The sequence below is a fragment of the uncultured Algibacter sp. genome (assembly GCF_947495925.1).
Lineage (GTDB): Bacteria > Bacteroidota > Bacteroidia > Flavobacteriales > Flavobacteriaceae > Algibacter_E.
On record NZ_CANMAU010000002.1, the window covers coordinates 251,006 to 269,990 of the forward strand.

Sequence of the window (18,985 nt, forward strand, 5' to 3'; positions counted from 1 at the left end):
TAGTTTTATTTAGCTTCTTCAATTACAAGAATTTTTACTTCTTGTCCTTCTTTCACACTTCTAGCACCTTCTTCAATAATCTCTTCTCCATTTTCAATACCAGATAACACTTCAATAAAATCGCCTTGTGTTTTACCTGTTTTAATAATGACACGCTTTGCTTTTGCTTTATTATTCGCTTTATCGACAATGGTATATACGTACTGCTGTCCTAAAGCATTTTCTGAAATAATACTCTGAGGAATTAATATGGTATTTTCGTTTGAATAATCATTGATTTTAAGTCTAGCAGTAAGGTTAGGTTTAATAGACTTGTCGTGATTAGGAATGGCAACTTCAACTTTAAATGTTCGGTTTGCGGGGTTTATAAAATTCCCTGCCTGACGTACCTTCGTGTCTAATTCTCGACCCAAAACCGGGAAATATACTTTTACCTCTTTACCTTTAGTAATATCTGAAACGTAACGTTCCGGAACATCAGTTTCAATATACATATTGTTGAGGTTAACGATTCTAAACAATTGAGATTGCCCGGGAGCTACAACGCTTCCTTGTTCTGTAATGACATCATCAATAGTTCCAGAAAAGGGCGCTCTTACTTCTGTTTTTCCCACCTGCTGTGTTAATTGATTGGTAGCTTGCAATTGCGCTTCGTAAGTTGCTTTGGCTTGTAGATATTGTATTTCACTACCAATTTTTTGTTTCCATAAACGGTCTTGACGCTCGAAGGTTGTTTTTGCTAACTCCGTTTGAATTTTTAATTGAGACAGTTGTTGACTTAATCCACCATCATCAATTTTTGCTAAAAGTTGCCCTTTATTTACTTTTTGACCTTCTTTCACATACACATGAGTTAGTACCCCAGAAAACTCCGGATAAATAACCAAGTTTTGTTTTGTGCTTACACTTCCTTGCAGTTCGGTAAAATGATTAAAAACAGCTGCTTTAGCTTTAAAAGTGGTAATTAAAGGCACTTTTGCTTGTGGATTCAATACCTTTATTTTCTTTTCTAATTGTTTTAATTGTGCTGCAATTTCTTGAGCACTGGCATCTAATTCGCTTTTCTTTTTTCTGATTAGTTCTAAATCATCAGAAGCTAATATGTCTTCAACAGACTTTTTACTTTCAGAACCACATGAACTTAAAAGAACAGTAGCAAATAATAAGGTGTATATCGTTTTCATTGTGTTTGTTTTTGATAGAGTAGTTTATTGATTGATGCGGTTTAATAACGTTTCTAAAGTTGCTTTCTTGGTAATAACGTCTAGCATGGCTTGAAGGAATTCTTGCTGTGCCGTGTATAGTTGTATTTGTGCTTGTCTCAATTCAAAACTTGAGGCAATACCTTCGAAGAATTTGGTTTGATTTTTAGCTTCAATGCGCTCAGCTAAATCTAAACTTTCTTTCTTATTGGAATAATCTTCAATGGAGTATTGATAATCACTCTGAGCTGTAGCAATATCTAGCTTAATACGCTGCTCGGTTTCAATTAAATCGTCCGAGGCTTTTGCGTAATCAATTTTAGCACGTTGTGTGGCAGCACTTCGTCCACCAGAACTAAAAATGGGAATATTCATTCCAACACCAAAAACGGCAAAACCAAAGTAGTCTTGTCCTTTGTCGAAAAATGTAAAATCATCACCAAAGGAATTGTACCCGCCATTAAAAAAAGCATTTATAGAAGGCATAGCATCACTTTTGGCTAGCTTAATTAATAATTCTTTAGATGTTTTATCATTCTCAGCAATTTGGTAGTCTATATTGTCTTCAACAGTAAAAGGATCACTTATCAATCCTAAATTTACGTTTCTAGCTGTTAAGGTTTCTAGGTTATCCAATAATGTTGTAGGGTGTTTAATGTCTAGTCCCATTGTCATGTTCAACATTTGCAAAGAGACTTCTCTAACCCGTTCGCTTCGGTTTAAAGCACTTTCAATATCAGCAAGCGTAATTTTTAATTGTTCAACACTTTCTTCTTCTTCTAAGCCATTTTCGAAAATTTTGGTAGTCTCGTCAAGATTCTTTTGAAGGGTTGCTCTATTTTCCTTTAGAATAGCCACTGTTTCTTCACTTAAAAGTACATTGCCATAGGCGTTTATAGTACCTTTTCGAACCTCAAGATCCGTCTTTTCTTTAGCATTCTTAGATATCTCTAAAAATACTTTTGCAGACTGAAGACCTACAATATATGAACCATCAAATATGAGCTGGCTTAAAGATGCAGAAGCTGAAAGGTTTTGTTTAGCTCCAAAAACTACAGGGACTAAAGGTGAATCTGGATCTTCAAAATCACTTGGTATTACATTAACTTGTTGTTTTAAGTTGTTTTGGTAATCTATTTGCCCATTTAATTGTGGTAGTCCAATAGCGATAGTTTCCCACTTTTGTTTATAAGCGGCTTCTACATCTCTAGAAGCGTTTTTGGCATTTCTATTGTTTTCTATGGCATAGTCAATAGCTTCTTGTAAGGTGAAGCTTTGTTTTGTCTCTTGGGGTTTTTCTTGGGAAAAGCCCGAGAAAACAGATAGTAAACTAAAACATAGTATTAGTTTGATTTTCATTTTATGATTGATTTGATGTTATAAATTTGTTTAATGTTTCTAAGCCCTTAGGGGTGCAAATACCTCTAAGGTGATATTCTAAATAGTTGCTCAATAGCATATGCATTGAAAACTGTTTCTCTGGAAATAAGTCTTTATCCTTTATAGCAAGCATAATACTGAAGTAAATTCTTGAAATAAAATGAACATCTATTTCCTTTCTGTAAAGTTCTTGCTTAATACCTCTATTAAGGTTATTAATAACACAAGTCTGCATGACCTCAAATTGTTTTCCCTTTAGTGTATTACATATTTTAGGGTAATATTTTTGCAATTGATATTGAGGCGAAGACTTCTCATCTTTCAAGTGTTCCATGATAAACTGCTTGATGCTATAAATTTCTTCAATGGGATTTTTTTCTAAAGCACATATTTGATTAATACCTTCAGAAATGCATCCAAATAGATACATAGTCGTAGCTTCTACCAATTTGGTCTTATTGTCAAAGTGTAAATAAATGGTCTTTTTTGATATGCCTAGGTTGTTAGCAATATCATCCATAGTAACACTTTTAAAACCAAGGTTTAAGAATAATTCTGTTGCGCCAATTAAAATCTTTTCTCTCATAATTGGGGGCAAATCTACAACAGGAAACTTTAAAAACCTAAAAAGTTTCCTAAGTTTTAATGTTTTCTTAACACTAAATTTAATTTCACTCTAAAAAATATGAGGATTTACATTATTTTTGTTCGATGCTTTCAATTGAAAAATACCAACATCAGTTTGTTCAGTTTTTAGAGAACTATACTACAGAAAAAGAACCTCAAAATTTATACGAACCCATAACCTATATTCTAGGCTTAGGAGGTAAGCGGTTACGACCTGTTTTAACCTTAATGACCGCTGATGTTTTTAATGGACGTTATGAAAAGGCCTTAAATGCAGCTTTAAGTGTTGAGGTTTTTCATAATTTTTCACTTGTTCATGATGACATTATGGATGATGCGCCCTTAAGACGTGGAGAGACCACAGTTCATGAAAAATGGGATGTAAATACCGGAATTTTATCTGGAGATGCGATGCTAATTATGGCATATCAACTCTTTGAAAATTATGAAGCAACTACCTTTCAAGCTTTGGCTAGATTGTTTAGTAAAACGGCACTTGAGGTTTGCGAGGGGCAACAATATGACGTGGATTTTGAAACTAGAAATGACGTTACAATTGATGAGTATTTAAAGATGATTGAATACAAAACAGCTGTTTTAGTTGGTGCTGCAATGCAAATGGGAGCGATAGTTGCAAAGGCGTCTATTACAGATCAAAATAACATTTACGAATTCGGTAAAAATTTAGGTATTGCTTTCCAACTACAAGATGATTATTTGGATGCTTTTGGAGACCCTAAAACCTTTGGAAAACAAGTAGGAGGTGATATTATTGAAAACAAGAAAACCTATTTGTATTTAAAAGCACTAGAGTTTTCAAACGAAAGTGACCAGGAAGCATTGATAGCTTTATTTTCGTCAAATCCTGAAGATGTAAATACTAAAATACAAACTGCCAAACAGTATTTTGAGACATCGGGGTCGGCAAAAGCAACAAAGGAGGCTATTCAAGAATATACTAATAAAGCCTTTGCGGTTTTAGAACCTTTGAATATTACAGACGATAAAAAGGAATTACTTAGGGCTTTTGGTTCTAGCTTAATGAATAGAACAGTGTAATGCAATTACCAAATACTTTTGATACTTTAATTGCCGAAGCAAATAAATTAGACTTATATAAAAAACTAATCTTTCAATTGAATAAGGATTTTCAATTGGCTAATATCGATTTGGATTTTCATGAAGATGTTTTACCTTCAAGCTTAAAACTAATTCTTCATGAAACTGTTTTTAAATTGATTCAAGAGAAGTTTACAGAATATCTTAACTTGCTTTATATTATTGATGTTTCTGAAAGTCAGGTTAAAGCATTAGACGGGGATGATGTTTTAAAACTGTCTGAAAATGTGTCTTTTTTAATTTTGAAACGTGAATGGCAAAAAGTTTGGTTCAAGAATAAACATTCCTAAACCAAACCTTTTTTTTAATACTATTACCTATTACTACTGAAAAGTTTTCTCTAACTGAATAGCTTTCGGGTGTAAGATGTTATTTTCTAAATGTATATGTTGATGTAAATCTTGCTCAAATTCATCAAGTTTGGCGTACAAGGCTTTAAAGGTGTTACAAGCACCTTCTGGTGGTGTGTAATTGTTGGTAAGTTGAGCTATAATTTTAAAAGTATCGCCTGCAGATTCGTGTTCCGTTTCCATCATTTGAATAGGATTGTTAACCGTACCAAAGGATGGTGTTGATGGTCTTGTTTTTTCCTTTTGTAGTTGAAGTAGTTTTTTAATATATGGGAACAGAATAAGTTCTTCCTTTTTTAAGTGCGCCGATAATTCATTTGCAACTTCTATAAAGAGTTTGTTGATTTGTACAACTTCAGAATAATGGTGACCATGCACATGTGCAACTCTGTTAGAATATTGAAGAATTAATGGGATGGATTCTTCCACATAGGTGTGATGAATATTGATTATATGATCAATTAAGAAATCAAGATTCCATGAATTATAATCATACGCTTTTGGAGCACTATCAACTTGTACTAATTCAGATTTTATTTTTTGGTAATCAAGCTGTTTTTTTTCACAGGCTTTTTCAATGGTAACACCGCCCCCACAGCAAAAGTCTATGCCGTGTTTTTTAAAAACATGAGCCGTTTTAATATTTTCGGCTACAACTTCGGCAACTGTTTTATTTTCTATAGTATTCATATATTAAGTTTAAAATTAAAAAGATGTTTTTATCTTTTTTATATGTCAAAAATATGTATTGCACTGAATACAAAACATGATAATTGTTAGGGACAGGTTATTTAAGAGTTCTAAAGTATTCTAAAATAGCTCTTGCATCTTCTTCAGATAGGTTTTGATTGGCCATAGGTGAACCGTTAAATTCTGTTAATAATGCTTTTGCAAGAGGGTCTTTTTGTACCATTTCTTCAGGCTTTAAAATCATATTCATTACCCATTCAGGAGACCTGCGTTCCAATATTCCAGTTGTTGACGGGCCAATAAATTTCTTATTAGGTCTATGGCAAGCGGTGCACATTTTTTTAAATACATCTGCCCCGTGTGCAGCCATGGTCTGGTCTATAGCAGTATCTAGTGAAATGAAAGTAATGGGACCAACGCCCTTATTGCTAAGGTCGACTATTTTTGATGCAGGTAACCTCGCTTCTGTAGTGGATGCTTTATTCTTAGTAGTTGTTTTCTTGTTGTACGAGAAACTTTCTTTCTTATTAGTTCCTTTACCTCCACAGCTAACAATTAGAGCAAATACTGTTATAAATAAAAATTTCAGTAACGTTTTCACAAGAGTGTGTTTAATCAAACAAAACTAATGTCTTAGTAGTCAAAATAATATGATAAAAATCATTTTGGGCTATAAACATCTTTTTTAGATTTGTTTTTAGTTTTATACTTTTATAAAATGTTCTCAAACTCTTCCAAATATGCTATAAAGGCAGTTTTATATTTGTCTTTGCACTCTAGTGAATCTCGAAAAGTAATGGTTAAGGATATATCAAATCCAATTAATGTTCCACAGGCTTATATTGCCAAATTATTGCAAGAATTGGTAAAGGAGGGCGTTGTTTCTTCCACAAGAGGTCCAAAAGGAGGTTTTTTTATGAATGAACATAACAATAATGAGAAAGTTATTAGGATTTTGGATATTATTGATGGTGAAAAAAAACTAACAAATTGTATGTTAAGCTTAGAAAGTTGTAATGAAGACAAGCCTTGTCCATTACATGCTATCCTAGGGCCTTCAAGACAAAATATTTTAAAAGTCTTAAACGAAAACAGTATAGTAGATTTAGCGCTTTCTGTTAGAAAAGGAACAGCCTTTTTACCGCTATAAACTTAGAAATAGAACCTTACAAAGGGCGCCCAAGGATCGACATATATACTTCTATTTTCGTCGTACAGAACATCATATCTTATCCCTACAGATACATTACCGCTTCTATATCCAGCTCCAAGATACAATGCAGGCAACCAGTAGTTTTCATTCATTAAGCCCAAGCGAGTATCATAATTTCTATCAATGTTAAGTTGCTCAAACTCTGCGGAGATTTGTATTTGAGGAATTACATTATATAAGCTTATGATGCTAGCACCTAAAACAGTCGATTCGTACGCGTTTTTTTGACTGTTGTATGTAAAATTAAGACCTAAGCCCAGAGCGAATTGTTGATCAAACTGATAAATAGCACTTGGTGCTAAAGTCCCACTAAAAAAACCATCTCCAAAATTTAAACCAATCCCTCCACCGTAGCGCATATGACTCCAAAAATCACTTTTTTGATTTTGGCCTGATGCCATTTGGGAGAAAATTAAAAGAACCAATAAAACAAAACCGATTTTTTTATTAATAGAAAGAAATAAATTAGACATAATGAGATATTGTTAAAAATTTAACACCTTTTTGAGTATATGTGTTAAATGCAGATTAGCACCTATAAATATAGTCAAAGAAACATCTAATTTTGGTAAAAGTTGTATTTTTGAGAAATATTTTGAAGACCCTACGCGGGATTAAAACAAGCAATGGATAAATTTTCATTTTTAAATACAGCACATACAGTATATTTTGCTGATATGTATGATCAATATTTGCAAAATCCAGATGCCGTTGAACCAAGTTGGAGAGCCTTTTTTCAAGGCTACGATTTTGGAAGTGAGAACTACGGAATGGATGGTGAAATTATTGAAGGGGTATCTACTCAAATACCAGAACATGTTCAAAAAGAGTTTAATGTTGTAAGGCTAATTGATGGATATAGAATACGCGGACATTTATTTACTAATACGAACCCAGTAAGAGAACGACGTACCTATACACCGACTTTAGAAATTAGTAATTTCGACCTTTCTGAAAACGATTTAGATACCGTTTTTAATGCAGGTGAAGTTTTAGGTGTAGGTCCAAAAACTTTACGTGAAATTATAAGCCATCTGGAGCGTATTTATTGTAGTTCAATAGGAGTTGAGTATATGTATTTAAGGAATCCAGAAGTGATTTCTTGGTGGCAATCGCAATTAAATAGAAATGATAATCAACCGAATTACTCGGCGGATACTAAAAAATACATCCTTTCAAAATTAAATCAAGCCGTTACGTTTGAGAATTTTTTACAGACTAAATATGTAGGGCAGAAGCGTTTTTCTTTAGAAGGGGGAGAATCTTTAATTCCTGCTATTAGTAACGTTCTTTTTTATTCTGTTGAGAAGTATGGTGTTAAAGAGTGCGTGTTAGGAATGGCACACCGTGGGAGGTTAAGTACTTTGGTTAATATTTTTAGAAAGCCTTTGAATGAACTTTTTAGTGAGTTTGATGGTAAAGATTTTGAAGATGAAAGTATTGATGGCGATGTTAAATATCACTTAGGCTTAACACTTGATAAAACGTATCAAAATGGTAAAAATATCAAGATGAATTTAGTGCCTAATCCGTCACACCTAGAAACAGTAGCTCCTGTAGCCGAAGGGATTACACGTGCTAAGATTGATAGTGATTATGGTGGTGATGATTCTAAAATTATTCCTATTATAGTTCATGGTGATGCAGCTATTGCAGGTCAAGGTGTAGCTTATGAGGTTGGACAGATGAGTCAATTAAATGGTTACAAAACAGGAGGTACCATTCATATTGTGGTGAATAATCAAATTGGTTTTACAACCAATTATCTTGATGCACGTTCAAGTACCTATTGTACAGATGTAGCAAAAGTGACTTTGTCTCCAGTTTTACATGTTAATTCGGATGATGCTGAGGCTGTAGTTCATGCCGTTGAAATGGCATTAGAATATAGAATGCGTTATAAGAAAGATGTATATATTGATTTGTTGGGCTATAGAAAATATGGACATAATGAAGGTGACGAACCTAGATTTACCCAACCAAAACTTTATAAAAATATTTCAAAGCACAAAAATCCGTTTAAGATTTATGCTGATAAGCTGATTGCTGAAAATACCATTGATCAAAGTTACTCAGAGCAGATCGTTGGGGAATTTAAAAATACACTTGAAAGAGAATACTCGATTTCTAAACAAGCAGAGTCTTCAAAAGTTAGAGAGTTTATGCAGGAGCGCTGGACTGGTTTTGATCGTAAGGGTATAGATGCTATGCTTGAAGGTCAGGATACCACCTATGCTAAAGAAAAATTGGAAAATATTTCGCGAGTAGTTTCAACAGTTCCTGAAGGTGTTAAATTTTTGCGCAAAGCGGAAAGAATACTCTTGGGTAGGACTAAAATGGTATTTGAAACCGATACTTTAGATTGGGGCATGGCAGAAACTTTGGCCTATGGAAGTTTAATGGAAGAAGGCTATAATGTTCGTATTTCAGGACAAGATGTTGAACGCGGTACGTTTAGTCATAGGCATGCTATTTTGCGTGATGAAATATCAGAAGAACGTATTAATCTATTAAATACGAATCCTGAGAATAAAGGTAAAATGGATATTTATAATTCATTTTTATCTGAATATGGTGTACTAGGTTTTGATTATGGTTATGCTATGGCTAATCCTAATACATTAACCATTTGGGAAGCTCAGTTTGGTGATTTTAGTAATGGAGCCCAAATTATTTTCGATCAGTATTTGTCGGCAGCTGAAGATAAATGGAAATCGCAAAACGGTATTGTGGTCTTGTTGCCTCATGGTTATGAAGGTCAAGGGTCAGAGCATTCATCAGCAAGAATGGAGCGCTATTTACAATTATGTGGTAACGATAATATGATTGTTGCAGATTGTACAACACCGGCTAACTTCTACCATTTATTGCGTCGTCAAATGAAACGCGATTTTAGAAAACCATTAGTGGTTTTAACTCCAAAAAGTTTGTTACGTCATCCAAAAGCAGTGTCTTCTCTGGATGAATTGGCAATAGGAACTTTTCAGGAAGTACTTGATGATACTATTGCTCCTGATAACGTTAAAAAACTAGTGTTTTGCACAGGTAAGTTTTACTATGAGTTGTTAGCAGAACGAGAAACTTTAAATAAAGACGATGTAGCATTGGTGAGAATAGAACAATTATTTCCACTACATGACTCTAAATTACAAGAGGTTATAAATAAGTACAAGCACGTTGAAAAATATGTTTGGGCTCAGGAAGAACCTAAAAATATGGGGGCATGGAGTTATATGGTACAACGCATGGATTTGGTTAAATTAGAAGTTTGTTCAAGGCCATACAGTTCCGTACCCGCGCCGGGATCAAGTACAAGAGATAAAGCAAGACAAAGGCGTGTTATAAATGCCGTTTTTGATTTAGAATAAAAATATAGAATTTAGATACCAGTAAAATTATAAACAATGATTTTAGAAATGAAAGTTCCTTCTCCGGGGGAATCTATTACAGAAGTTGAAATAGCTACGTGGTTAGTTGAAGACGGAGATTACGTTGAAAAGGACCAAGCTATTGCTGAGGTTGACAGTGATAAAGCGACACTTGAATTGCCTGCAGAGGTGAGTGGAACAATTACTCTTAAGGCCGAAGAAGGAGATGCGGTTGAAGTTGGCGCTGTAGTGTGTCTTATTGATACTAGTGCAGCAAAACCTGATGGAGAAGCGGTTCCAAAAGAAGAGAAAAAGGAGGAAGCACCTAAAGCGGAAACTCCAAAAACACCTGCTACAGAGGCAAAAACTTATGCTACTGGAAGTGCTAGTCCTGCAGCTAAAAAGATTTTGGCTGAAAAAGGAATGGATGCGGCTTCAGTATCTGGTACTGGTAAGGATGGAAGGGTAACTAAGGAAGATGCTGTTAAAGCAGTGCCATCTATGGGTACGCCTACTGGAGGGAACAGAGGGACTTCAAGAAGTAAAATGTCTATGCTTCGCAGAAAAGTAGCAGAACGTTTAGTAGAAGCTAAAAATACAACGGCGATGTTAACCACATTTAATGAGGTCGATATGTCTCCTATTTTTGCATTGCGTTCTGAATATAAGGAAACGTTTAAAGCGAAACACGGTGTAGGTTTAGGATTTATGAGTTTCTTTACTTTGGCTATTGTAAGAGCATTAAAAATGTATCCTGCGGTTAATTCAATGATCGATGGCAAGGAAATGCTGTCTTACGATTTTTATGATATAAGTATAGCTGTGTCGGGGCCAAAAGGACTTATGGTTCCAGTAATAAGAAATGCTGAAAACTTAAGTTTTAGAGGTGTTGAATCTGAAGTAAAACGTTTGGCACTGCGTGCCAGAGACGGACAGATTACAATTGATGAAATGACAGGTGGGACATTTACCATTACAAATGGAGGAGTGTTTGGTAGTATGTTGTCAACGCCAATTATTAATCCACCGCAAAGTGGGATTTTAGGAATGCATAATATTGTAGAGCGTCCAGTAGCAATAAACGGAAATGTTGAAATAAGACCGATTATGTATGTTGCACTTTCTTATGATCATAGAATTATAGATGGAAAAGAAAGTGTAGGGTTCCTAGTTGCTGTTAAAGAAGCTTTAGAGAATCCTGTTGAATTTTTAATGAATAATGATATTAAAAAAGCTTTAGAGCTTTAATAAGTATTTTTATAATAGAAAATAAAAAGGTGTTGTACGTTTAAGTGCAACACCTTTTTTAGTAGGATTTTTTATTAACCAACTAAATAAAGAGCAATAAAAGGTTTATTGATATGACAGCAATAACTATAATAGTTAGCCCTACAACACAACACTTATCAAGAATATTATTCTGCTTTTCCATGTTTAAGGGTTTCAGCATAATGTTTTGTAATTTTTGTTTAAACACTCTGTACCATTGCAGTACAGAGTGTAGTAAAAAAATTCTCTCTCAAAAGAATTAATAGCACTGTAAATTTAAAACGTATTGAGGTAAAAAAAAATACGCACTTCTACGTATTTTATTGATAGAAAAGGTTTAATAAACGAAGAAAGCTCCAAACCTTTTGGGTTTAGAGCCTTCAATAATTCTCCCTAAGAACTAATTAATAGCACTGTAAAGATAGGTTTGAAAACCTTAAAAAAAAATACGCACTTCTACGTATATTTTATAAGTAAGATTTATTAGTGTTGGCCCAAATTGATAGTGAAGTAGGTTTGTTATCTAAATTTAACTTATGCACCATGTTACTGCGATGTTTATCAACTGTTCTTACCGATATAGATAATTCATTAGCAATTTCTTGACTTGTTTTGTTTAGAGAGATTAGCTTTGCTATTCTCAATTCAGATTTAGTCAGTAAGTTTAGGGTTTCAGGTTTTTTAGATAGATCGCTTGCATTAAGATAAGATGCGATTTCCTTACTAAAATAAGGCGTTCCGTTTACAACACTTTCAATACAGGTTTCAATTTCTTCTATGGCGAACTCTTTTAAAATATACCCATAAACATGGAATGCTTTAGCCTTGTCATAAAGTTCTTCTTCTTTGTCAAATGTTATAAGAATAATTTTGGTGTTTAAACTATTATTTTTGCAAGCTTCAGCAATCTCTAACCCTGTTTTATGGGGCATTCTAATATCCAGAATAGCAATTTCTGGCTTTAGTTTTATAATAAGATTATAAGCTGAATTTCCGTCTGAGGCACTTCCTAAAATGTTAAACCCTTTAGATTTTAAAAAATCGGTCAGACCACGTAGCATTAGTGGATGGTCATCAGCAATGACAATAGATGTGTTCATTAAAACTTAGAGAGAGTTTTGTTATAACTTTAAATATAGATATTTCTTTTCATAATCAATGATGGCTTTTGACTTTTTTAATATATCTGCTCCTATTATACCATCAACTGGTTTTGAATTATGATTTATTAAGGCTGTATTTACATGAGTTAAATTGAATAAAACCAAAACAATTTTATTACTAGACCATTTTCCAATTTTCACTTTGTTTTTTTTAGCCATTTTAGTGTCCATGTCTGTAGCTCCGGCTCCGGCGGCTTTGATTAGAGAATCTTCAGCTTTTAATTTAAAGGTTTCAATACCCTCAAATCCTACGCAAGAACTTGAGGCCCCTGTATCCAATATAAATAATCCTTTTTTACCGTTAATAGTCGCTTTTATTTCGAAATGGTTTGTTTTTGTAAGGTGTAGTTTAACTTTTGTGTAACCTTTGTGGTGCAGAAATTCTTGAAGGTTTTCCATCTTATTGATTTTGAACAAATATAATCATGTAAAAACAATTATTTTTACCAAATAGAATTTGGGTTGGATTTAAATATTTTTGAATTGATAATTACAGATACACATACACATTTATACAGTGAGGCTTTTGAAGAAGATAGAGAAGTTATGATAAAAAGAGCTTTGGATGAAGGAGTTTCAAGATTCTTTATTCCAGCGATTGATTCTACTTATACTCAATCCATGTTGGAACTAGAGAAAAGTTATCCTAATAATATGTTTTTAATGATGGGTTTACATCCAACACACGTTAAAGAAAACTATTTAGAAGAACTGGCCCATGTAGAAGAAATGCTTAATACTCATAAGTTTTACGCTGTGGGTGAAATTGGAATTGATTTATATTGGGATAAATCGACCATTGAAATTCAAAAAAAAGCCTTTAAGTATCAAATTCAACTAGCAAAAAAGCTTCAATTACCAATTGTTATTCATTGCCGAGAAGCATTTGACGAGATATTTGAAGTTCTTGAAGGGGAGAAGGGAGAGGATCTGTATGGTATTTTTCATTGCTTTACAGGTAATTTAGAACAAGCTCATAAAGCAATTTCATATAATATGAAGCTTGGAATAGGAGGTGTGGCTACATTTAAGAATGGAAAAATAGATCAATTTTTGTGTCAAATAGATTTGAAACATATTGTTCTAGAAACAGATTCGCCATATTTGGCTCCAGTGCCTTATAGGGGTAAAAGAAATGAAAGCTTATACATATTAAAGGTGTTAGATAAGTTATCTGAGTTATATGACCAGAGTGTTGAATCCATTGCTGAGGTTACGACTCAAAATTCAAAAGATGTTTTTAAAGTATAAATCATGGATACATCAAAGGTAAACATATTATTAATTTACACTGGCGGAACTATTGGGATGATTAAAGATTTTAAATCGGGAGCTTTAAAGGCTTTCGATTTTAAGACTTTATTAGAGAAAATCCCCGAACTGAAGTTAATAGATTGCGATATTGATACCGTATCTTTTAAAGACCCAATTGATTCAAGTAATATGAACCCTAATAATTGGATTCAAATTGCAGAGCTAATTGAAGAAAATTATAATAAGTTTGATGGTTTTGTGGTACTTCATGGTAGCGACACAATGAGTTATACCGCCTCTGCTTTAAGTTTTATGTTAGAAGATTTGGCAAAACCTGTTGTTTTTACTGGATCGCAGTTGCCAATTGGAGACTTAAGGACAGATGCCAAGGAGAATTTAATCACATCTATTCAAGTGGCTTCACTTCAAGATAAGGGAGAGTCTATTATTAAGGAAGTTTGCCTTTATTTTGAATATAAGTTGTATCGAGCGAATAGAACAACTAAATTAAATGCGGAACATTTTCAAGCGTTTGCATCATTTAATTATCCTGAATTAGCAGAATCTGGGGTTCATTTAAAAATTAATAATCAGAATTTACTTGAGGTAAAGCCTAACCAAAATTTAAAAGTACAAAAGGATTTAGACGATAATATTGCCATCATACGGTTGTTTCCTGGAATTACAAAACATGTATTAGAAAGTGTTTTTAGTGCATCAAATTTAAAAGGTGTTATTATTGAGACTTTTGGTTCTGGAAATTGTACCACAGAAGACTGGTTTTTAAATATTTTGAAAGAAAATATTTTGAAAGGAATTCATGTTATTAATATAACTCAGTGTCTAGGGGGGCGCGTCATGATGGGGCAGTACGAAACGAGTAGCAAGCTAAAAGAGTTGGGTGTTATATCGGGAAAGGATATGACTACTGAAGCGGCAGTGGCTAAATTAATGTACTTATTAGGGCAAAATATGTCACAAAATACTTTCCGAACTAAATATGAAACATCATTAAGAGGCGAAATGATATAATTTTACCTGTTAGTTCCAAATCCACCATTCTGCTTTTACTCCAAAGTAGGTTCCCCAAGATTTAGGACCTGTAAATTCTAAATATGGCGAGTATAAGGATTCTTTAGCGTAGTCATTATATTTTGCTATGCTACAAACAAACCTGAGGTGAGGGCGCGCCCATACATCTTTTTTTCCTGTTGGCACATAAATAGGGACAATACTTAGTTTTGTAACACTGGCTGTTGGGTTTGCACCATCTTTTCTTTGAGAATAATGTAATTCTGTTGCTAAATGAAAAATATCTGAAAAATATATTTCGTCACGAGCCCCAATGGTAAAGTCTAGCTTTCGGTTAAAAACTTCTTTACCAAAATATGTTTCGCCTATATGGTTTGTGTTTGCCGCACCTTTACTTGATGTAATTATAAGGTAAGGGTTTAAGCTGTTTTTATCTGATAAGTTGAGAACGGTATGGTTTACAATAGCGAGTGAATAAGCTTTTTTAAAACTCAATGTTTCTAAATCTGGTGCGCCATAGGTTAACCAGGTCCTAGAGAGCCCTCCATCACCACCATTTGCTATTCCAGTGCCATATCTAATGGTAAAATCATTAAAAGAGCCCGATTTCATTTTTTTTAAAGCCTTATGCCATCTAGTACCTATGACGAAACCTTTGTCTGATGGAAAATTAACACGTTGTTCAATACTATCAACCTCTACGTCAAAATCACCATCTGGCATATTGTGGAATTCTCCCATAATGGTAACTTTATTAGAATCATTAATATCAATGTCGTGTTCTAAAATATGTACCATACGTTGCCTTAGCGCAGTACTAGGCGTACCAGTTTTTATATTTAGGTAAAAATATGGTGGAACGGTAGATGTGGTATCTGTGGAAGAGACAAAGAGTTGCGTGTATCGCGTTTTCTTATATTCAATTCCAAAACCTTGCCCAGAGTGGTCGTTAAAATAAAAATGATCGGCTATATGAGCGTCAGGTCCACGATATAATCTTGCGCCAATCCAAACATTTAAATCTTTACCACCTATATTTCTGGCTTGAACAAACATTTCGGGAATAGCTATAGTTAGTCCCCCTAAACTAGATGTGGAGCTATTAGCGAAGGTAGTCAAGCTATTAGAGTACATTGAAAAACGCACTTGTGCATTAATTCGTGTTTCATCACCTTCGCTTGGTGTAAAATGGAATGACGGGGCTATTTCTAGGTAATCCTGTTCTTCCATCCTTCCGCCAATGCTTCCCATATTATTTAGGTTTAAACGTCTCCCTATAGTTCTGCCATCGTCAAAAGACCAATCTACGCCAACACGTCCATAAGATCCAATAGAAACATTTTTGTTAGTTACTTCGTCGTAAGCAATCTGCGAATAGGATTGAAAGCATCCGCAGATTAACAAAAATGAAAGAGATTTGAGACACTTATCTATTTTAAATAAGGTTTTGATTTTGTATTGGTTTAGCATTAAAATAGCTTTTTAATAGATTAAAGTTAGTAAAAAGATTAAGACAAGAAATTAATTTTATTTATGAGGTATCATGTTAAAAAGGATAAATAGAGTTTAGGTTTTCTTGTTTGTTACTCATTTATAAATGATTAACTTTTTGAGAGATGTGTTTAAGTCTGTAGAATATTGATTAATAATGATGGAATATACTTTTGGTATTTTGGTATTCTATTAAAATTAACCCTGAAAATTTTAGGGTTCAAAGATTTTTTTGTTATTTGAACCCCAGTAATAAATGAATTAAAAATAAAGAGAGGTGGCCGAGTGGTCGAAGGCGCACGCCTGGAAAGTGTGTATACCTCAAAAGGGTATCGAGGGTTCGAATCCCTTCCTCTCTGCTGTTATTTTTTATAGTTTAATTGCTTTTTTTTTATATCTTTAACACTTTAACTAATAAAATTAAGATCTAGAACATGAAAAGATTATTTTCTATCCTTGCCATTACAGGAATGATGGTATTTGGAACTGCTAATGCAACTACAATTGCAAACACGACTACAGCTGTAACTACTGTAGCAAGTATGACACAAGAAGAAGCGGCTGCTGAAGAACTTGGATTTCATCAAGAATTAAAAAAGAGATTTATTGAAGGGGGTGCCGGATTTATGGGTATTGTACTGTTATGTTTAATTCTAGGTTTAGCAATTGCTATAGAAAGAATTATCTTTTTAAACTTATCTACTACAAATACTAAGAAGTTAACACAAGACGTTGAGGATGCTTTGTCTTCTGGAGGTGTTGAAGCTGCTAAGGAAGTTTGTAGAAACACAAAAGGACCGATTGCTTCTATATACTATCAAGGTTTAGATAGAACAGATGAAGGTATTGAAGCAGCAGAAAAAGCTGTTGTTGCTTATGGAGGTGTTCAAATGGGACAGCTAGAGAAAAACGTTTCTTGGATTTCATTATTTATTGCATTAGCACCAATGCTTGGTTTCATGGGTACGGTAATAGGTATGATTCAAGCTTTTGATAAGATTGAAGCTGCTGGTGACATGCAACCTTCTCTTGTTGCAGGTGGTATTAAAGTAGCACTTTTAACAACTGTATTTGGTTTAGTAGTAGCCATTATTCTTCAAATTTTTTACAATTATATTATTGCTAAGATTGATAGTATTGTTAACAACATGGAAGATGCTTCTATAACGTTAATGGATCTATTGATTAGAAACAAGAAATAATAATTTAAAAAATAAAAATTATGGGTTTACATAAAATTTTAAAAATAGTAGCTTTCGCGCTCGCCATTCTTGGTGCTATTTTCGCACTGACTATTATGGCTGGTGATGACGATACAGCTCAAAGTATGAGCGGGAATATGCTCTATGTAACATATGCTGTGCTAGGTATAGTACTTGCCTTGGTTGTCATATTTGTTATTAAAGGCTTATTTGCTGGGAATATTAAAAAGACATTGGTAACTGTTGGCGCTTTTGCGGCAATTATCTTTATATCTTATGCTATTTCTTCAGGAACGGATTTAGATTTAACACCTTTTACAGATAAAGGATTAGATGTAGATGAAGGAACATCTAAAGTTGTGGGAGCTGGATTATATGCGTTTTACGTATTAGCTATAGTGGCTATAGGTTCAATGTTATTAGGCGGAGTGAAAAATATTCTTAATAAATAAATTATGGCAAAAAGAGCAGCACCAGAAGTAAATGCAGGCTCCATGGCCGATATCGCTTTCTTACTATTAATATTCTTCTTAGTAACTACAACTATTGAGACAGATTCTGGTATAAACCGGAAACTTCCTCCTATGGAAGAGTCTGATGAAGATGTTATCATCAAGCAAAAAAATATTTTTACTGTGTTATTAAATGGTAAAGATCAGTTGCTAGTTGAAGATGAGATCATGGAGTTGAAGGATCTAAGAAAAGCAGCGGTTGAGTTTCTTGATAATGGAGGGGATAGATCATGTGATTACTGTAAAGGCAAGAAAGATCCTGCGTCATCTGATAATCCGGATAAAGCCATTATTTCTTTAAAGAACGAACGTGAAACATCTTATAAAATGTATATAGCTGTGCAGAACGAATTGGTTGCAGCATATAATGAGTTAAGAGATGATAGAGCACAGGCTTTATATGGGAATTCATTTTCTGATATGGAAGCGAATTATAAAGATGTGAATTGGCCTGGAAATAAAGAAAAGTTAAAGGAAAAGATTGATCAAATAAAGCTTGATTATCCTCAAAAACTTTCAGAAGTACAATAAATAATTTAACATTATATAAACATGTCTAAATTTAAAAAGAAAAAAAGTGGCGATATGCCCGCTGTTAATACAGCATCTTTACCAGATATCGTATTTATGTTATTATTCTTTTTTATGGTGGCTACGGTAATGAGGCAAAACACATTAAAAATTGATAATAATTTGCCTTTTGCAGATCAGGTTGAGAAGTTAGATAAAAAGGATTTGGTTATGTATATTTATGCAGGTAAACCAAGTGCTAATTATAAAAGTTTTGGTACTGAAGCCAGAATTCAACTTAATGATGACTTTGCTGGCGTTAGAGATATAGCAGCTTTTATTGCAGCAGAGCGTGCTTCGAAAAGAGAAGAATTAATTCCGTTTTTAACTACCGCCTTAAAAGTAGATAGTGAGGCAAATATGGGATTAATAGGAGATATTAAACAGGAACTGCGTAAAGTTAATGCACTTAAAATCAATTATACTACTAAAAAGGGTAGTGTATTTGGAAGAGATTAATATTTACTTTCTTAATTTTATAGATAAGGCGTTTTGATTATTCAAAACGCCTTATTATTTTTTATAAATTTAGTTATACATTTA

The 18,985-nt window shown here is 33.6% G+C and carries 20 protein-coding genes and 1 tRNA gene; 12 read left to right on the forward strand and 9 right to left on the reverse strand.

Translation table 11 applies throughout. The annotated features are described in order from the left end of the window. Nucleotides 1-5: 5 nt before the first annotated feature. Genes Q0857_RS04425 through Q0857_RS04435 form a run of 3 tightly spaced genes read right to left on the reverse strand, consistent with a single transcriptional unit; the run spans nt 6 to nt 3,168 of the window. Entirely contained in the window at nt 6-1,184 is a 1,179-nt protein-coding gene (locus tag Q0857_RS04425) for an efflux RND transporter periplasmic adaptor subunit (protein ID WP_298532582.1), read from the reverse strand. Nucleotides 1,185-1,208: 24 nt separating this feature from the next. After that, on the reverse strand, nt 1,209-2,561 hold the full coding sequence (locus Q0857_RS04430) for a TolC family protein (RefSeq protein ID WP_298532584.1): 1,353 nt from the start codon (nt 2,559-2,561) through the stop codon (nt 1,209-1,211). Between the two features lies 1 nt (nt 2,562). Next, nucleotides 2,563-3,168, reverse strand: coding sequence for a TetR/AcrR family transcriptional regulator (locus Q0857_RS04435; RefSeq protein WP_298532586.1), 606 nt, complete (start codon nt 3,166-3,168; stop codon nt 2,563-2,565). Nucleotides 3,169-3,293: 125 nt separating this feature from the next. Here Q0857_RS04435 and Q0857_RS04440 point away from each other — a divergent pair, with 125 nt between their 5' ends. Both Q0857_RS04440 and Q0857_RS04445 read left to right on the forward strand, forming a co-directional pair. Beyond that, the gene (locus tag Q0857_RS04440; RefSeq protein WP_298532588.1) at nt 3,294-4,268 is read left to right on the forward strand and encodes a polyprenyl synthetase family protein; all 975 of its coding nucleotides are present in this window, start codon (nt 3,294-3,296) and stop codon (nt 4,266-4,268) included. Beyond that, a complete protein-coding gene (locus Q0857_RS04445) occupies nt 4,268-4,618 on the forward strand; it encodes a hypothetical protein (protein WP_298532590.1) in 351 nt (116 codons plus the stop codon). Before Q0857_RS04440 ends, Q0857_RS04445 begins: the two co-directional genes overlap by 1 nt. Before the next feature lie 33 nt (nt 4,619-4,651). On the opposite strand, the gene ric is transcribed toward Q0857_RS04445, so the two are convergent. Together ric and Q0857_RS04455 are read right to left on the reverse strand one after the other, a co-directional pair. Beyond that, a complete protein-coding gene (gene ric / locus Q0857_RS04450; protein ID WP_298532592.1) occupies nt 4,652-5,368 on the reverse strand; it encodes an iron-sulfur cluster repair di-iron protein in 717 nt (238 codons plus the stop codon). 97 nt (nt 5,369-5,465) lie between these two features. After that, complete coding sequence (locus Q0857_RS04455; RefSeq protein ID WP_298532594.1) at nt 5,466-5,969, reverse strand: c-type cytochrome; 504 nt, start codon at nt 5,967-5,969, stop codon at nt 5,466-5,468. 117 nt (nt 5,970-6,086) lie between these two features. Between Q0857_RS04455 and Q0857_RS04460 the strand changes: the two genes are divergently transcribed. After that, nucleotides 6,087-6,518 (forward strand): Rrf2 family transcriptional regulator, encoded by a 432-nt coding sequence (locus Q0857_RS04460; protein ID WP_298532596.1) that lies wholly within the window; start codon nt 6,087-6,089, stop codon nt 6,516-6,518. Between the two features lie 2 nt (nt 6,519-6,520). Here the strand turns inward: Q0857_RS04460 and Q0857_RS04465 are convergent, their stop codons facing one another. Beyond that, entirely contained in the window at nt 6,521-6,982 is a 462-nt protein-coding gene (locus Q0857_RS04465; protein ID WP_298532598.1) for an alpha-ketoglutarate decarboxylase, read from the reverse strand. Between the two features lie 225 nt (nt 6,983-7,207). On the opposite strand from Q0857_RS04465, the gene Q0857_RS04470 reads away from it, so the two are divergent. Both Q0857_RS04470 and odhB read left to right on the forward strand, forming a co-directional pair. Further along, nucleotides 7,208-9,949: a 2-oxoglutarate dehydrogenase E1 component gene (locus Q0857_RS04470; protein ID WP_298532600.1), complete on the forward strand. Its 2,742-nt coding sequence runs from the start codon at nt 7,208-7,210 to the stop codon at nt 9,947-9,949. Between the two features lie 36 nt (nt 9,950-9,985). After that, nucleotides 9,986-11,197 carry a 2-oxoglutarate dehydrogenase complex dihydrolipoyllysine-residue succinyltransferase gene (odhB, locus tag Q0857_RS04475; protein WP_298532602.1) on the forward strand — a complete coding sequence of 404 codons (1,212 nt, stop codon included), beginning with the start codon at nt 9,986-9,988 and terminating at the stop codon, nt 11,195-11,197. Between the two features lie 488 nt (nt 11,198-11,685). Here the strand turns inward: odhB and Q0857_RS04480 are convergent, their stop codons facing one another. After that, nucleotides 11,686-12,318, reverse strand: coding sequence for a response regulator transcription factor (locus Q0857_RS04480; RefSeq protein WP_298532604.1), 633 nt, complete (start codon nt 12,316-12,318; stop codon nt 11,686-11,688). Nucleotides 12,319-12,339: 21 nt separating this feature from the next. Further along, the gene (locus tag Q0857_RS04485; protein WP_298532606.1) at nt 12,340-12,780 is read right to left on the reverse strand and encodes a retropepsin-like aspartic protease; all 441 of its coding nucleotides are present in this window, start codon (nt 12,778-12,780) and stop codon (nt 12,340-12,342) included. A gap of 84 nt (nt 12,781-12,864) precedes the next feature. Here Q0857_RS04485 and Q0857_RS04490 point away from each other — a divergent pair, with 84 nt between their 5' ends. Both Q0857_RS04490 and Q0857_RS04495 read left to right on the forward strand, forming a co-directional pair. Continuing rightward, complete coding sequence (locus Q0857_RS04490; protein ID WP_298533119.1) at nt 12,865-13,632, forward strand: TatD family hydrolase; 768 nt, start codon at nt 12,865-12,867, stop codon at nt 13,630-13,632. A gap of 3 nt (nt 13,633-13,635) precedes the next feature. Next, nucleotides 13,636-14,667 (forward strand): asparaginase, encoded by a 1,032-nt coding sequence (locus Q0857_RS04495; protein WP_298532608.1) that lies wholly within the window; start codon nt 13,636-13,638, stop codon nt 14,665-14,667. A 9-nt stretch (nt 14,668-14,676) separates the two neighbouring features. On the opposite strand, the gene Q0857_RS04500 is transcribed toward Q0857_RS04495, so the two are convergent. Continuing rightward, the gene (locus Q0857_RS04500) at nt 14,677-16,137 is read right to left on the reverse strand and encodes a carbohydrate porin (RefSeq protein WP_298532610.1); all 1,461 of its coding nucleotides are present in this window, start codon (nt 16,135-16,137) and stop codon (nt 14,677-14,679) included. A 292-nt stretch (nt 16,138-16,429) separates the two neighbouring features. Between Q0857_RS04500 and Q0857_RS04505 the strand changes: the two genes are divergently transcribed. The 5 genes from Q0857_RS04505 (at nt 16,430) to Q0857_RS04525 (ending at nt 18,901) form a co-directional block, all read left to right on the forward strand. Then, nucleotides 16,430-16,517: transfer RNA gene (locus Q0857_RS04505), tRNA-Ser, on the forward strand. A gap of 75 nt (nt 16,518-16,592) precedes the next feature. After that, nucleotides 16,593-17,360 (forward strand): MotA/TolQ/ExbB proton channel family protein, encoded by a 768-nt coding sequence (locus tag Q0857_RS04510; protein ID WP_298532612.1) that lies wholly within the window; start codon nt 16,593-16,595, stop codon nt 17,358-17,360. A 20-nt stretch (nt 17,361-17,380) separates the two neighbouring features. Next, complete coding sequence (locus tag Q0857_RS04515; RefSeq protein ID WP_298532613.1) at nt 17,381-17,812, forward strand: hypothetical protein; 432 nt, start codon at nt 17,381-17,383, stop codon at nt 17,810-17,812. Between the two features lie 3 nt (nt 17,813-17,815). Next, complete coding sequence (locus Q0857_RS04520; protein ID WP_298532614.1) at nt 17,816-18,403, forward strand: biopolymer transporter ExbD; 588 nt, start codon at nt 17,816-17,818, stop codon at nt 18,401-18,403. A gap of 21 nt (nt 18,404-18,424) precedes the next feature. Next, on the forward strand, nt 18,425-18,901 hold the full coding sequence (locus Q0857_RS04525) for a biopolymer transporter ExbD (protein ID WP_298532616.1): 477 nt from the start codon (nt 18,425-18,427) through the stop codon (nt 18,899-18,901). Nucleotides 18,902-18,985 lie beyond the last annotated feature (84 nt).